At 62.8% G+C, this 15375-nt stretch carries 8 protein-coding genes and 1 pseudogene; 1 reads left to right on the top strand and 8 read right to left on the bottom strand.

The genetic code is table 11. The features are described 5' to 3' along the window. Positions 1–32: 32 nt before the first annotated feature. The 6 genes and pseudogenes from MKZ35_RS23325 to MKZ35_RS23350 all read right to left on the bottom strand — a co-directional run bounded on the left by MKZ35_RS23325 (position 33) and on the right by MKZ35_RS23350 (position 10915). Complete coding sequence (locus MKZ35_RS23325; protein ID WP_482515599.1) at positions 33–2459, bottom strand: GH92 family glycosyl hydrolase; 2427 nt, start codon at positions 2457–2459, stop codon at positions 33–35. Positions 2460–2514: 55 nt separating this feature from the next. Next, positions 2515–4854: a beta-glucosidase BglX gene (gene bglX, locus MKZ35_RS23330; RefSeq protein WP_482515601.1), complete on the bottom strand. Its 2340-nt coding sequence runs from the start codon at positions 4852–4854 to the stop codon at positions 2515–2517. 56 nt (positions 4855–4910) lie between these two features. Then, entirely contained in the window at positions 4911–6491 is a 1581-nt protein-coding gene (locus MKZ35_RS23335) for an ADP-ribosylglycohydrolase family protein (protein WP_482515602.1), read from the bottom strand. Positions 6492–6569: 78 nt separating this feature from the next. Next, the gene (locus MKZ35_RS23340) at positions 6570–7565 is read right to left on the bottom strand and encodes a GRP family sugar transporter (protein ID WP_482515629.1); all 996 of its coding nucleotides are present in this window, start codon (positions 7563–7565) and stop codon (positions 6570–6572) included. A 189-nt stretch (positions 7566–7754) separates the two neighbouring features. Continuing rightward, a pseudogene (locus MKZ35_RS23345) lies at positions 7755–8477 on the bottom strand (PfkB family carbohydrate kinase); the annotation flags it as partial. Between the two features lie 140 nt (positions 8478–8617). Then, positions 8618–10915 (bottom strand): glycoside hydrolase family 3 C-terminal domain-containing protein, encoded by a 2298-nt coding sequence (locus MKZ35_RS23350; RefSeq protein ID WP_482515603.1) that lies wholly within the window; start codon positions 10913–10915, stop codon positions 8618–8620. 599 nt (positions 10916–11514) lie between these two features. Between MKZ35_RS23350 and MKZ35_RS23355 the strand changes: the two genes are divergently transcribed. Next, the gene (locus MKZ35_RS23355; RefSeq protein ID WP_482515604.1) at positions 11515–13524 is read left to right on the top strand and encodes a glycoside hydrolase 5 family protein; all 2010 of its coding nucleotides are present in this window, start codon (positions 11515–11517) and stop codon (positions 13522–13524) included. Between the two features lie 120 nt (positions 13525–13644). Here the strand turns inward: MKZ35_RS23355 and MKZ35_RS23360 are convergent, their stop codons facing one another. Then, a complete protein-coding gene (locus tag MKZ35_RS23360) occupies positions 13645–14382 on the bottom strand; it encodes an IclR family transcriptional regulator (RefSeq protein ID WP_482515605.1) in 738 nt (245 codons plus the stop codon). A 114-nt stretch (positions 14383–14496) separates the two neighbouring features. After that, entirely contained in the window at positions 14497–15264 is a 768-nt protein-coding gene (locus MKZ35_RS23365; protein ID WP_482515606.1) for an SDR family oxidoreductase, read from the bottom strand. Positions 15265–15375 lie beyond the last annotated feature (111 nt).

The following is a 15375-nucleotide window of genomic DNA, read 5'->3' on the forward strand; positions in this document are numbered from 1 at the left end:
GCTACGTTTTGGGGTGGGTACTTTTGTGGTTCTTATTGCACCACGGGTGCCTTAAGTCCCATCTCAAACTCCAGCACGCCGCCTTGCATCAGCGCCTCGTGCTTGATGGTGCGGTCCTTGAGCGGCTGGCCCGAGAGCTTCACCGACTGCACGTAGATGTGTTGCGGGCCCGCGTTTTTGGCCACAATGCGCAGGGTTTTGCCGTTGCCAAGCTGCAGCTTCACCTCCTCGAACAGCGGACCAGTGAGGTAGTAATAATCCTGGCCGGCGTTCGGGAAAAAGCCCAGCGCCGAGAAGGCGAACCACGCGCTCATGGCGCCGCTGTCGTCGTTGCCGGGCATGCCCTCCTGCTCGTTGAAACCCTCGCGCATGAGCTTGCGCACGTAGTAGCTGCTGAGGTCGGAGCGGCCGACGTGGTGAAACAGCTGCGGCGCCAGAAACGCCGGCTCGTTTTCGTATTGAATCAGGTCGTGCTCGAAGGCGTATTGCAGCTTTTTGGCGAAGGCCTCCGGCCCGCCGTTCAATGTCACCAGCGTGTCAATCTGGTGGGGCACAAACCAGGAGTAAGTCCAGGAATTGCCCTCGTAGAAAAACTGCTTCCAGGAGCCCTGCCGCTTTTTTAAGTCGATGGGCAGAAACTCCTTGTCCTGGGTGCGGGGCACGATAAAGCCGGTAAAGCCATCACTTTCGGCCTGGGGGTTCCAGAGGTTTACCCATTTTTTGCTGCGCAGCAGGTAGCGGCGGGCGTCGTCGGCGTGGCCCAGGCCCTGGGCTACCTGGGCGGCGCAGAAGTCGTTGTAGGCGTACTCCAGCGTCATGCTGCCGGCCATGGCCCCGAACGGAATCCAGCCCTGCTTTTTGTAGTTGCCCAGCAGCGGCTCGCTTTTGCGCCAGCCGGCGGCGCCCTGCCGCTCCTGGTCGGCGTTGAATTCCAACACCTCGTAGGCCTTGTTCCAGTCCACGCCGGGCACCTGCTTGACATAGGCATCGGCAATGATGTTGTCGAGGTTGTTGCCGCCCTGCTCGGCCTGCATATCGTTGCCGGCGACGAAGGCGTCCTTGACCTTACCGTTCTTTTGCAGACGGGCGCTGAAGGAGTTAATGGTGCCGGCCACCACGCCGGGGTTCAGCAGCACGTGCAAGGGATAGAGTGTGCGCCAGGTGTCCCACACGGCGAAGTGGTCGTCCCACATGGGCACATCCTGGCCGTAGCCGGGCAGGTCGTTGGTCCGGTCGCGGGGCATGAGGTGGGCGTGGTAGAGGGCGGTGTAGAACAGGCGCTTGTCCTGCTCGGTGCCCCTGATTACCTGGGCTTTGCTGAGCTGCTGATTCCAGGCGGCCTGGGCCTGAGTCAGCACCTTTTGGTAGTTCCAGCCGGGAATCTCGGCATCGAGCCAACGCACGGCCTGCTCAGTACTTTTCAGCGACACGGCCACTTTCAGGTACACGGCTTCGTTGGCCTTAGTCTTAAAGGTAAAAAAGCCCCCCACCCTATCGTTGGCTTGGCGCAGCGAGTCGGTGAGCTGGCCGGGGTGCAGCTCGCCGTTGAGCCAGGTGCCGATGGTGGCGGGCTTTTTAGCCACGCGGGCGCAGAAGTACACGTTGTAGTTGCCTTCCCCGAAGCCGCCCCGGTAGGTGCCGTAGCCCCGCACTTCGTCGCGGGCGGGACTAGTGAAGGTTATTTTGCCCCCCAGCACGTCCCCGCCCACGAAAGGCACGATGTCGCGGGTGAGGCAGTGGGTGATATCGAGCAGGATGCTGACCTCGTCGGACTGCGGAAACACGAACTTGTAAATGGCCGCGTGTCGGGCCGGCGTCACCGAGGTGGTGATACCGTAGCGGCTGAGCTTCACCGAGTACTCGTAGGCGCGGGCCCGCTCGTTTTCCTTGGGCGAGTCGTGAGCGTCCTCGCCGGGCGCTACGCCCAGCTGGGGCGAGAGAAACACCTGCCCGTACTTGCCCCAGCCGGTGCCGCTTACGTGCAGCTGCCCAAACCCACGAATGGGCTGCGCGGGCGAGTAACCGTCCTGGTCCCCCTCAAGGGTTTGCGGGCTGGGGTTTATGGAGCCGAAGGGCAATTGCGGGCCAATTACGCAGTTCGAGGCCCCGGCCTTGGTGTCGTTTACGCCGATGAACGGGTCCACGTAATCGGCCAGTTGGCGCGCTTTCGCGGCTTTAAGTGGGGCCCCGCCGGCAGCCGTTTGGGCCAGCACCCCGCCGCTACAAATCAGCAACAGGCCGCTTAGCAGGAAACGGTAGGCGAAAACCAAACGCAGAGGTCCGTCGCGCTGCACTTCCCGCAGCATCTCCCGTGTTTCCGCCGACACCCACGACTGGCCAGCCGGCGCCGCCGGGACAGGCAGCAAAGAAGGCGCGGTGCTCAACGCATTTAAATGAGTCATCAGGGCGCGCCCAGCGTGGCGGGCGTAGGTAAGCTGGGCGTCGAGGGTTCGGGGCATGGCGGGTGGGATTGAATGAGCATTGAGCGGCGCGGGGCGGCGAAGCCCCAAGCCTCTACAGGCCTGGGGCGAGTTCCAGGTTGAAACCGGCCGATTGCACGTCGCGGGAATTGCCCCCCACCAGCACCTCGAAGGCACCGGGCTCGGCCACGAACTGCAGCTCCTCGTTGTAGAAGCGCAAATCGTCGGAGGTCAGGCGGAAGGTGAGGCGGCGGCTTTCGCCCTTTTTGAGCAGCACCTTCTGGAAGCCTTTCAGCTCGCGCACCGGCCGGGAGCTGGAGCCCACCAGGTCGCGGACGTAGAGCTGGACCACTTCCTCGCCGTCGTAGCGGCCGGTGTTGCGCACGGTCACGGATACTTCCAGCGGCTGGCCCATTTTGAGCGTGCTCGCGCTCAGCGCCGGCTGGCCGTACTCGAACGTGGTGTAGCTCAGCCCGTAGCCGAAGGGGTACAGCGGGTCGTTGCTCACGTCCAGGTAGCTGGACTTGTACTTGTCGTTCGGGTCGCCCAGGGCCGGGCGGCCCGTGTTTTTGTGGTTGTAGTAAATCGGCACCTGGCCCAGCACGCGGGGGAAAGTCATGGTTATTTTGCCGGCCGGGTTGTAGGCTCCGAAGAGCACGTCGGCAATGGCGTTGCCGCCCTGGCTGCCCGCAAACCAGGTTTCCAGGATGGCATCGGCGTGCTGGTCTTCCCAGCTCAGCGTGAGCGGGCGGCCGTTCATGAGCACGAGCACCAGCGGTTTGCCAGTTTTCTTCAGGGCCTTAAGCAGCTCCAATTGCTGGCCGGGCAGGCCGATATCGGCGCGACTGGCGGCCTCGCCCGTCATGCCCGCTGCCTCACCCACGGCCGCCACGATGACGTCGGCCTGCTGGGCCACCTGCACGGCTTCGCGAATCATTTCCGCAGCCGGCCGCGGGTCCACGGGTATCTGCTTGTCGGAGTTGAGCCGGGCTAGCAGAAGCGGGTCGTTGGTGAGGTTGGCGCCTTTCGCGTACACCACTTTCACGCCGCTGCCCGCCACGTTTTTGAGGCCCTGCTCCAGCGTCACGGCTTGTTTCCAGTCGCCGGCGGCACTCCAGCTGCCTATCAGGTCGCGCTGGCTCTGGGCCAGGGGCCCAATCAGGGCAATGGTGCCAGCTTTTTTCAGGGGCAGGGTTTGCTGATTGTTCTTGAGCAGCACGCAGCTGCGGCGGGCCAGGTCGCGGGCTGCGGCCAGGAACTCGGGTTTCATGGCCGTAGCCTGGGCGCGCTTCGCGGTGGTGCCGCGGTAAGGGTCCTGGAACAAGCCCAGGCGATGTTTGCCCTCCAGCACGCGCCGGCAGGCCAGGTCGATGTCAGCTTGCGTCACGCGACCGGCTTGCAGGTTGGCGGCCAGGTGTTTCTGATACAGCTCCCCCACCATGTCCAGGTCGGCCCCGGCTTTCAGAGCCAGGGCCGCCACGGTTTTTTCGTCGCCCAGGCCGTGGTCCATCAGCTCGTTGATGGCGTTGTAGTCGGTGGCCACGAAGCCCTGGAACTCCCACTGCGTGCGTAGCAAGTCGGTAAGCAGCCACTTGTTGCCGGTGGCGGGCCGGCCGTTGATGTCGTTGAAGGAGGACATAACCGAGCCCACGCCGGCGTTGATGGCGGCCTGGTAGGGCGGCAGGTACTCGTTGAACATGCGCTGCCGGCTCATGTCGGTGGTGTTGTAGTCGCGGCCGGCCTCGGCGGCGCCGTACAGGGCGAAGTGCTTAAGGCAGGCCATAACCCGAGTCGGCTGGGTCAGGTCGTTGTCCGGTCCCTGGTAGCCACGCACCATGGCCTCGGTAATGCGGGCGCCCAGGTAGGGATCTTCGCCGGCCCCTTCCACCACCCGGCCCCAGCGCGGGTCACGGCCGATGTCCACCATGGGCGAGTACACCCAGCTGATGCCGTCGGCGGCGGCTTCCTCGGCCGCAATCTGGGCACTGCGCTCGATGGCCGGCAGGTCCCAGGTGGCGGCCAGGCCCAGCGGCATGGGGAAGATGGTGCGGTGGCCGTGGATGACGTCGTAGCCGAAGAGGAGCGGGATTTTCAGGCGCGTTTTCAAAGCCAGCGCCTGCAGCTCGCGGGTGGCCTGCACAGTGTTGGGATTAAGCAAAGCGCCCATGCGGCCCCGCGCAATGTTGCCCCGCACGTCCTTGCTCACGACCGGCCCGGTCACGTCGAAGCCCGTGGCGGCGAGGTTCAGCTGCCCGATCTTCTCCTCCAGCGTCATGCGGGCCATGAGGTTGTCGAGGAAAGGCTTCATCTTCGGGTCAGTCGGCAAGGCCGCGGGGCGCGGGACCGGCTGCTGAGCGCGAACGGGCCCGGTCAGGGGCGCCGTCAGGCTGGCGGCCCAAATCAGTAGAGCGACGGTGCGAAAACGGTTGGTCATGAGCGGGAAAGCAGCAGTGGGTCGGCGCAGAAGGTGTCAGGAGTGATGCGTGGGCCTTACTTCACCGCCAGCTCAGTCGTGGGCTTATCGGTATAGATGAAGACTTCGCCCAGGTTGCAGGGGTACTCGGGGCTGGGGTTGAGCAGCTTCAGGCGCACGGTGTGCTTGCCCTTGGGCAGCTGGTATTTCCAGCACAGCTCCAGGCGGCGGGTGGTGAAATCGGTGGGCAGTTCAATGACCTCCGGAGCCTTGCCGTCCAGCGACATTTCCATCTTCAGGACGTAATCCGACTTTTGGGCCCACTTCGACGTTTCGCCCCGCAGCACGAAGCCAATGCCTTCAAAGTCAAAGCTGTGCTCGTTCTGCAGCGGTTTGTTGATGGTCAATTTGGCCACTGGGTAGTGGCCCGTGAAGTTCTCCTCGAAAGCCACCGGCACCGGCTGCTGCAGCCGAATGGTCACCTGCTCGCCTTCCACTTTGCCGCCGTGGCGCTGTACCATTTGCAGGGCGTGCTTCAGGCCGATGTCGTAGACCTTGCGCAGCGAGGTGCTGGTGTACTTGAACTCAATGCCTTCCACTTCGGCCAAGCCTTGCTTCCAGTGGGCCGGAATCTTATCGTAGCCGAGAATGGTGCCCAGAATGCCCCCGGCCGACGAGGGGTTGCAGTCGGCGTCCTGCCCACAGCGGGTGCTGATGTTGAGGGTTTTGGTGAAGTCGCCGCCCCCGTAGAGCAAGCCAATCACCACGTAGGCCGAGTTGACGGTGGCGTCGATGTTGTAGGGGCGAAACACGCCGTCGGGGCAGCCCAGGTCGGAGGTCCACTTCTTCTGCACCTCAAACCAGGTCTGCTTCCAGTCGTTGGGGTACTGCCGGTGCCAGCGAATCACGTCGCTGATGCACTGGTGGTATTTGCTCTGCGTCGGGATGGTCTTGAGCGCCTCCGTCACGATGTAGGGAATGTCGGTGGAGGTGAAAGCCAGGGTGTAGAGCGCACCCATGTACACGCCACCGTAGTAGCCGTCGCCGGAGTTCATGATGTGGCCTACCTTGTCGCTGATGGCCGAGGCCGCGTTGGGCATGCCCGGCGACATGAGGCCGGCGAAGTCGGCCTCAATCTGGTAGTCGATGCAGTCGGCGTGGGGGTTATTCAACCAGTGCCCCGACTGGGGCGGGGCCATGCCATGCAGGAGGTTGTAGCGCCCGGCCTGGTTGGCGTGCCAGAGGGCGTAGCCGGCGTTGGCGTAGGCTTTGGCAAAGGAGCTCACCGGCGCATCAAGTCCCTCCTTCTCAAACACTTCCACGAACGTCAGGTCCATGTAAATGTCGTCGTAGAGGCCCTGGTCGCCCGTCATCGTTTTCTTCAGGTAGCCGTCGTACCAGGCAATGGGCTGGTACTCCTGAATCAGGGTGCCGTTGTACTTGAACTCCAGGGGCCCGCCGTAGGTCACGCCGATGGTTTGGCCGGCCCAGCCGCCCTTGATCTTGTCTTGCAGGGCCGCCTTGGTCAGCGTGAGCGTTTTGGCCGCGCCGGGCTTGGGCTGGGGGGCTTTTTTGGTCGGCGTTTGGGCCACGGCCGCGGTGGCCGTGCAAGCGAGGCCGCACAGCAGGGCCGTGGCCTGAGAGAGGAAAGTGGACATAGGTTGAGGCGATGAGCTGAAGGGTGAGAAGTAGCGAATAGGCACCGCGGCGCCAGGGTAGGCGGCCGGAGCCGTGGATCAGCGGGCGGCGATGATCAGCACCAGCCCGGCCAGATAGCAGGCCAGCATACCATTGAGAATCATGGGCGTGCCGCGGGGGGCATTTTTAAATTCCTTCCAAATGGCAATGCCCCAGATGGCCGCCACCACGGTGGCGCCCTGGCCCAGGCCGTAGGAAATGGCCGGACCGGCCTTACCCGAAGCCAGGATGCTGAAGGCCATGCCCACGCACCAGATAGCCCCGCCCAGCACGCCCATGAGGTGGCTGCGGAAGCTGCCCCGGAAGTAGTCGGCGTAGCTGACCGGGGGCCCGCTGAAGGGGCGCCGCATCAGCAGGGTGTTGAAGAGAAAGTTGCTGAGCAGCACGCCAGTGGCGAAAAAGAAAATGGCTGAATACGGGCTCAGCTTTCCCGCCTCGGGCACCGTAAAATCGGGGAACATAGAGGCCGCCACGTACTTGTAGAAGAAGCCCATGAGCAGGCCCGCCGTCACGGACAGCAGCAGCCCCCGGCTCGATACCTGCTGGGCCTGGGCAGCCGCCCGGCGGTAAGCAAAGGCGTTGAGCAGAATGGCTACCACCACCAACCCCACGCCCAGAAACAGCCGGCCAGAGTCACCAAGCGGATTATCGAGGTAGTTGACCAGCACGCCGCACACCAGCGCAATGCCGATGCCCACGGGAAATGCTACCGCCATGCCGGCCAGGGCAATGGCGGCTACCAGCAGAATATTGGCCGCGTTGAACACGATGCCCCCCAGCACGGCCTGCCCTATGGAAGCGCTATCCGCCTGCCGGAGGTCGGCCAGAAAGCTGCGGCCGGCCGCGCCGGTGCTGCCCAGCGTCAGGCCAATGAGCAGGGCTGTTAGCCCAATACCCAGCACGTAGTCCCAGTAAAACAGCTCGAAGCGCCACTGCCGGGCCGCCAGCTTCTGGGTATTGGCCCAGGAGCCCCAGCACAGCATAGTGACCACGCAGAAAATAACCGCCGTGGAGTAAGTGTCGATGATGAACATAGCAAAACAAGTAGCTGGTGAAAGGCAGAATGGGTAGCCGGCCGGGCCCGCGTTAGCGGGCCAGAAGTGCCGAATCGGCCGGGACGAGGGCGCTATCGGGCAGCTCGTACCGGTAAGGCGCCGAGGCCTGCGCCCCCGGCGGGTGACGGAAATGGCCGCCGCCCGATTGGCGAATTCCACCGCGGCCCGCAGCACCTGCCCTTCCGCCAGGGCCACGGCCACTGCCCCGTTGAAGACGTCGCCGGCGGCGGTGGTGTCCACGGGCTGGGTGCGCACAGCGGGCAGATGCTGGGCCCCGGCGGGCGTACGCAGGTAGGCGCCCTCCCCGCCCAGCGTGATAATTACATTTTGGACGCCTTTGGCCAGCAGGACTTGGGCCGCCGCTTCCAGCGAGTCGGCATCGGTAATGGCAACGCCGGTGAGGATTTCGGCCTCCGATTCATTGGGCGTGATGAGAAACAGCTGTTGCAGGAGCTCATCCGGGAGCTGCTGGGCCGGGGCCGGATTCAGAATGATGCGCTTGCCCAAGCCGGCCGCGGTGTGGGCCGCCGCCAGCACCGTGGGGAGCGGTATTTCCAGCTGCATCAGCACCAGCGCGCAGTCGGCAAACGGCTGGTTGGCGCCGGCCAGGTCGGCCGCCGAAAGGGTGCCGTTGGCCCCCGGAGCCACCACAATGCTGTTTTCCCCGTGCTCATCCACCGTTATCAGCGCCACGCCCGAGGGGTGGTCGGGGTCGGACAAGATGTAGCCCGTGGCAATGCCTTCGTGCAGCAGCTGCGCCCGGCCCTGGTCACCAAAGAGGTCGGTGCCGAGCTTGGTGATGAACGTCACCTGCCCGCCTAACCGGGCCGCGGCCACGGCCTGGTTGGCCCCTTTGCCCCCAGGACTTAGCAGGAACTGCTCCCCCAGCACCGTTTCCCCGGCCGCGGGAAGTACTTGGTGGTGATGACCATGTCGGTGTTGGCGCTGCCGATAACTAAGATGGGCTGGCTCATGAGTGGAAGGGAAATAGTGGTGCGGATGGATGAATAAGCTTGGCTTGCCCCTAGAGCCTACAGCGTCACGCTGCCCGTAAGGCGGATGTCACGCGAGGAGCTGCCGACGAGCACGTCGAACTTGCCGGGCTCCAGGACCCACTGCTTTTTGGCTTCGTCGTAGAATTGAAAGGCCTTGGCATCGAGGGTGAGCGTCACGGTTTTGGCTTCGCCGGGCCGCAGGAATACTTTTTCGAAACCTTTCAGCTCCTTTTCGGGGCGTCTCACCGACGCTTGCTGGTCGTGCACGTAGAGCTGCACCACTTCGGCCCCGGCAACGCGGCCGGTGTTGGTCACGCGCAGCTGCACGGTGGCGCTTTGCTGGCCGGGCGTCACGTTTAAGTTGTCATACTGGAAGGTGGTGTAGCTCAGGCCGTGGCCGAAGGCAAACTGGGGGGCAATTTTATAGGTATCGAAGTAGCGGTAGCCCACCCAGATGTCGTCTTTGTAGGTCTGCTTCAGCGGATTACCGGGCGCGCTGGGGTACTCGCCCAGCTGGTGGGCCGGCGCGTCTTCCAGCTTGACGGGGAAGGTGAAGGGCAGCTTGCCCGAGGGGTTCACGTCGCCCAGCAGGATGCGGGCCAGGGCGTTGCCGCCCTCCATGCCGGGGTACCAGGCTTCCACCAGGGCCTTGGTTTGCCCGGCAAAACCCGACACATCCAGGGGGCCGCCACCGAGTAGGACTACTACCGTGTTAGGGTTGGCTTTGAGTACAGCCTGCACCAGCTCGTCCTGGCCGAAGGGCATCTTCAGGTCGGGCTTGTCGGTGTCCTCGGCATCGTAGGCGTTGTCGGTCCACACCTTATAGTCATAGCCGTGGAAGGAGCCCCCCACGTAAATCACCACGTCGGCGGCCTGAGCAGCGGCCACGGCTTTGGCAATCAGGGCCGGGTCGGCCTTTTGCCCTTTGGCGATTTTGTAGCCGGGCGCATAGGTGATGCGGGCGGTGCTGCCGAGCGCATTTTGCAGGCCCTGCAAAGGAGTAATTTCGTACTTAGCCTTGAGCTGGGCGCTGCCGCCGCCGCCGGCATTCTCGCGCGTGGCGTTGGCCCCGATGACGGCCACCTTTTTCACCGTCTTTTTCAGGGGCAGCAGGCCGTCATTTTTCAGCAGCACAATGCCTTCCTCGGCCACTTTCAACGCGGTGGCCTGGTGCTCCTTGGTGTTGTGGGCACCGGGCTTGCGCTTAGCGCCGTCGAGCATATTGGTGGCGTACATCACCCGCAGGATGCGGCGCACCTTGTCGTCGATGAGGGGCACCAGCTGGGGGTCTTTGCGGGCCGCGTTCAGGGCCGCGTCGGCCAGATAGAAGCGGTCAAAAATGGTTTTGCCCCCCACGGGGGCGGTGGGAGCTGCAGCGGCGGTGCTGGCCGTAGCGCTTTGGTCGAGGCTGTTATTCTTTAACACCAGGTCGGTGCCCATTTCCAGGTCGGTGCCGTTGCGCAGCGCGTCCTGGGTGTTGTGGGTGGAGCCCCAGTCGCTGATTACCAGTCCTTTGAAGCCCCATTCACCCTTGAGAATATCGTTCATCAGGTAGGCATTCTCGGTGGTGTACTGGCCCCGGAACTTGTTGTAAGCGCCCATGAGCGTGTGCACGCCGCCCTGCTGCACGGCCGCCTGAAAGCCCGGCAGATAAATTTCGCGCAGGGCCCGCTCGCTCACATACACGTCGATTTTGCTGCGCTGGGTTTCCTGGTTGTTCAAGGCAAAGTGCTTCACGCAGGCCGATACGCCCTGGTCCTGCACGCCTTTGATGTAGCCCACCACCATTTGTGATACCAGGTAAGGGTCCTCGCTCAGGTACTCAAAGTTGCGCCCGTTCAGGGGCGCACGGATGATGTTGATGCCGGGGCCGAGAATGATGTCCTTGCCCCGGAAGCTGGCTTCGGCCCCCAGCACCGCGCCGTAGGCGTAGCCCAGCTCCCGGTTCCAGGTCGAGGCCAGGGTGTTGTTGGTGGGCAGGTAGGTGCCGGCGTTGTTCGGGTCGTTCACGGGTTTCCAGTCGCGGCCCTGCTCGGGGCGCACGCCGTGGGGGCCGTCGGAGGTCATGAGCTCGGGGATGCCCAGGCGCGGAATGCCGCCGGACGCAAAGGCCGAGTTGGCGTGAATCATCTTCACTTTTTCCTCCAAGGTCAGCTTTTGGAGCAAGGCATTGATTTTGGCGTCACTAGCCGCCAGCGCCGTCTGGCGGTTGACGACGGGCGCGGGCGCGCCGGCCGCCGCTAGGGGCTTTGTGGTTTCCGTGCAGGCGCTGAACAGCAGGCCGCAGCAGGCGGAACCCAGCAGGGTGGCAAATCGAAGGGAGTGCTTAGGCATAACGGGCAAAAGGAAAATGGGTGGGCAGTTTGCGCTCGGAATGGGTGCGTCAACTCGGGCCGGGGCTAACTGGGGCCGAGTAGCTTAAGGCAGGCAGTAGAAAAGCGTAAGCGAATCAAGCTGAGGCGAAACCTTCGTTCAACCACCCCGCCGGTATGGTCCTCAGCCGCCTAAAGAGGCCGCGGACTCGTGAGCTATTGGTAAGGTTGAGGAAGTTGCAAAACAAACATAGCGTATTTATGTCAAATTATTATTCATTATTGTGAATGAATATGGAAATATTAACTTTGGCTTATTCCGGTAGTGGCTCCCAGGCCACTCCCTGGTTTTATCAGGGCATTAGCTTGCCCTGGCGAGTAGCACACCCTCCCCATCCAACTCGCGCCAACCGACTTTTCCACCATCCACGCCGCGGGCACGTGCTCAACGCCACCTTTATCATTCCTGTGATTGGCTGCCAGCCCACGAGAGCCGCGGCCGGTCAGTCCGTATTCCAGGCGCTGTGCCTGATCAGAACCCCACGAATGCTTGAGCTTTAAAGCTGCCGCTTGGTGAAAAACCGCCGCTTCAGCTACCTCCCACCTTTTTTCCTCACCCCCATGTCCTGCTCAGCCCGTCTTACTTATTGGCACCCATGCCTTGTCCTTTGCTTGTTGCTGCTAAGCCGGTGGAGCCACGCTCAGCAGGGCCTCCTAACTCAACCCGGCACCTTCGCCGTGGGCTGCAACTACTGGGCCTCGCACGCCGGCACCCACATGTGGCGGGACTGGCGGCCGGAGGTGGTGGAGCAGGATTTCAAGCAGCTATCGGAGAATGGCATCAAGGTTATCCGGGTGTTTCCGCTGTGGCCCGACTTTCAGCCCATTCATAAGGTGTACGCTGGCGGGGGTGAGGTGAAATACGTGGCCTTTGCCGACGGACAGCCCCTGCCCACGACCGGCGTGGGAGCCAACGGCATGAGCGAAGCGCAGCTCCAGCACTTCGCGGTGCTGGCCACGCTGGCGCAGAAGTACAAGATCAAGTTGATTGTGGGGCTGATAACGGGCTGGATGAGCGGCCAGCTCTACGTGCCGCCTGCCCTGGAAGGCCGCGACATTCTCACCGACGCCGAATGCCTGAGCTGGCAGCAGAAGTTCGTGACTACGTTCGTGCAGCGCTTCAAAAACCAGCCCGCCATCCTGGCCTGGGACTTCGGCAACGAGTGCAACGTGATGGGCAAAGTCGACAACCACTACCAGGCCTACGTATGGTCGGCGCTGCTGTCGGGGGCTATTCGCGGGGCCGACCCGAGCCGGCCGATTGTTTCGGGTATGCACAGCCTGAGCGCGGCAGAAAACGCCCCCTGGCGTATCCAGGACCAAGCCGCCACCACCGACGTGCTCACCACCCACCCCTACTCGCTCTGGACCAAGTACGCCAGCCAGGACGGCATCAACACCATGCGTACGCTGCTGCACGCGGCGGCCGAAACCCGGCTGTACGGCGACTTGGCCGGCAAGCCCGCGCTGGTGGAAGAAACTGGCGTGATGGGTCCCATGACCGGCGGCGAAAAAGAGAAAGCCGCCTTCGCCCGCGTCTCCCTGTTCTCCAACTGGGCCCACGACTGCCTGGGCACCCTCTGGTGGTGCGCCTACGACCAGCTGAGCTTTCCCTACCCGCCCTACAACTACGCCTCGGTGGAGGGCGAACTGGGGTTGATCAAGGAAGACCGCAGCCCCAAGCCGGTGCTCAGCGAGCTGAAGAATTTCAGCCAGTTCATCGATAAGCTGCCTTTTAAGGCCCTGCCGGCCCGCAAAACGGAGGCCGTGTGCATCCTCACCGAGGGCCAGGACTCCTGGGGCGTAGCCTACACCAGCTTCGTGCTTGCCAAGCAGGCCGGCTTAGATTTTCAGTTTCGCAAAGCCGGGCAAGAGTTGCCCGACGCGCCCCTGTATTTATTGCCCTCTCTGAAAGGCATCGAGCCCTTCCACAAGGGCTATTGGTTTAAGCTGCTCGATAAGGTGAAGGTCGGCGCGACACTGTATCTGTCGCTGGACGACGCCTACCTGCCCACGTTCAACGAGCCGTTGGGCGTGGAAGTAGGCACCAACAGCCAGCGGCGCGGTAGTTTGCGCTTCGCCGCCCAGCTCCTGGGCGACAGTATAACCTTCCAGGCTGCCTCAGAACGCAAGCTGCGCATCAACCCTAAGCAAGCGACCGTGCTGGCCCGGGAGGCCGATGGCAACCCGGTGCTGCTGAAAACCAGCTACGGCCAGGGCCGCATTTACCTGCTCACCTTCCCGCTGGAGCAAAACCTGGCTTCCCTCCCGGGCGCTTTCGACCCCGGCCAGCCGGCTTACGCCCGCATTTACCAGGAAATAGCCCGCCCGCAGCTGGCGGAGCGGGTGCTCACCCAGAACAACTGCTTCGTCGGCAGCACCGAGCACCCGGTGAGTGCCAGCGAAAAAGTGGTGGTGCTCATCAACTACAGCCCGCAAGCCCTTTCGACTACCGCCGTGGTGAAAGCGGGCTGGAAAATAACCAGCAGCCTGTACGGCGCGAAACCAACCGGCCTCACGCTGCCGCTGAAAGCCAATGATGCCCTGGTGCTGGTGCTGCGCAAGAAATAACGGCGTGAGCAGCCCTTACCTGGTCGGTGCCAGAAGCCAAACCGCCCGCCCCGCTGGGGCGCGGGGCGGGCGGCTTTTTGGTGGGCCTTGCTACCCAGGGGCGAGGCCAGCCAGGGAAATCTACGTGCCTAGCTGCTGATTTATCTGCCGGGCGGCCTGGCGCAGAGCCTGGATGATTTCCTGTTTGCGGGCGGCCGAGCATCGGATCTCGGGCAAAAATACGCTCAGGCTGGCCACCACCCGGTCCTGCTGCCAGATGGGTACGGCCAGCCCCACGATGTGGGAGGGCGACAGGGTTACGGCCAGCTCGTCGGCCCGGATCTGGGCCAGGGCAGCCGCCAGTCCCTCCGCCGTGTCGGCCCCGGCCCACTGTTGGGCTGGGGGAAGCCCCGTGGTCGCAATAAAGCTGGCGTACTCCTTGGGGCTCATGTAAGCCAGCAGCAGCCGCCCCGAGGTTGTTTCGTAGATGCTGCGCTCGGTGTGGCTGCGCACCTGCAAATCCTGGTCGCTGTTGACTAGGTGCACGATAAAGCGCTTCTGGTTGCGGATCACGCCCAGCAGGGAGGTTTCGTTGAGGCTGCGGGTCAGGTTTTCCATGACCTCCTTGGCTGCCGTAATCAGGTTCAGGCTGTAAGCCTGGTTGTTGGTCAGGTTGTAGGCCATGGGCCCCAGGCGGTAGCCTTTCTTGCGGCCCAGGTGCTCGAGGTAGCTTTTCTCCACCAGCGTCTGCAGGATATTCACGCAGGTGGCCTGGTTCATGCCCAGGCCGGCCGCAATTTCCGTGAGCGAGTACGTCCGCCCCGAGTCGCGAGCCACAAACTCGAGAATATCCAGCGCTTTGATAACAACTAAAACCATGGTAAAAAACAAAAAAACAAGCGGTGGCGCGGGTTCGCTAAACAAATTAAAAAAGCAGGAGCACCGGCCCCCCTTACGTAAAGCAGGTGGGCATAGACGACTCCCGGAGGAACCTCAGCGCCCCATCCAGCCGCCATCGACGGTGAGAATGGTGCCGTGCACGTAGTTGGCGGCTTCGGAAGCGAGAAAGACGGTGGGGCCTTTAAAGTCGTCGGGCGTGCCCCAGCGGCCGGCCGGAATACGGCCCAGAATGCTCTGGCTGCGCTCCGGGTCTTGGCGCAAGGCTTCGGTGTTGTCGGTGGCGATGTAGCCGGGAGCAATGCCGTTCACATTCACGCCTTTCCCCGCCCACTCGTTGGCCAAGGCCTTGACCAACGAGCCAATAGCGCCCTTGCTGGCCGCATAGCCGGGTACGGTGATGCCGCCTTGAAAAGTCAGGAGCGAGGCGGTGAAAATGATTTTGCCGCTGCCCTGCCTTAACATTTGCCCCCCAATGGCGCGGGCCAGGCGAAAAGGCGCGTCCAGGTTGATGGCTAACACATTGTCCCAATCGGCATCCGAGTGCTCAGCGGCGGGCGCGCGGCGGATGGTGCCGGCGTTGTTGATCAGAATATCAATGCGGGGAAAGTCGGCCTGCACTTGCTGGATGAAGGCATCGACCTGGGCCCGCTGGCTGAAGTCGCACTGGTAAGCCCGGAAGGAGCGGCCGGTGGCCTGCACTTCCTGCTCCACAGTGCTGCCCGTCGGCTCCAGGCTGGCTGATACCCCAATAATATCTGCTCCGGCTTCGGCCAGCGCGACGGCCATAGCCCGCCCGATGCCGCGCTTACAGCCCGTTACCAGCGCCGTGCGGCCGGTTAGATCAAACAGTGAATTTACCATAATACTGTATCAGTGATGAATTAAAACAATAGTAGAACAATATCGCTGAAAATAAAACTGAGACGAGCTGATATTCTACCCATGCCTCAGTTGATACCTTGTTAATTGCAT

This window comes from Hymenobacter sp. R533113, assembly GCF_056835965.1.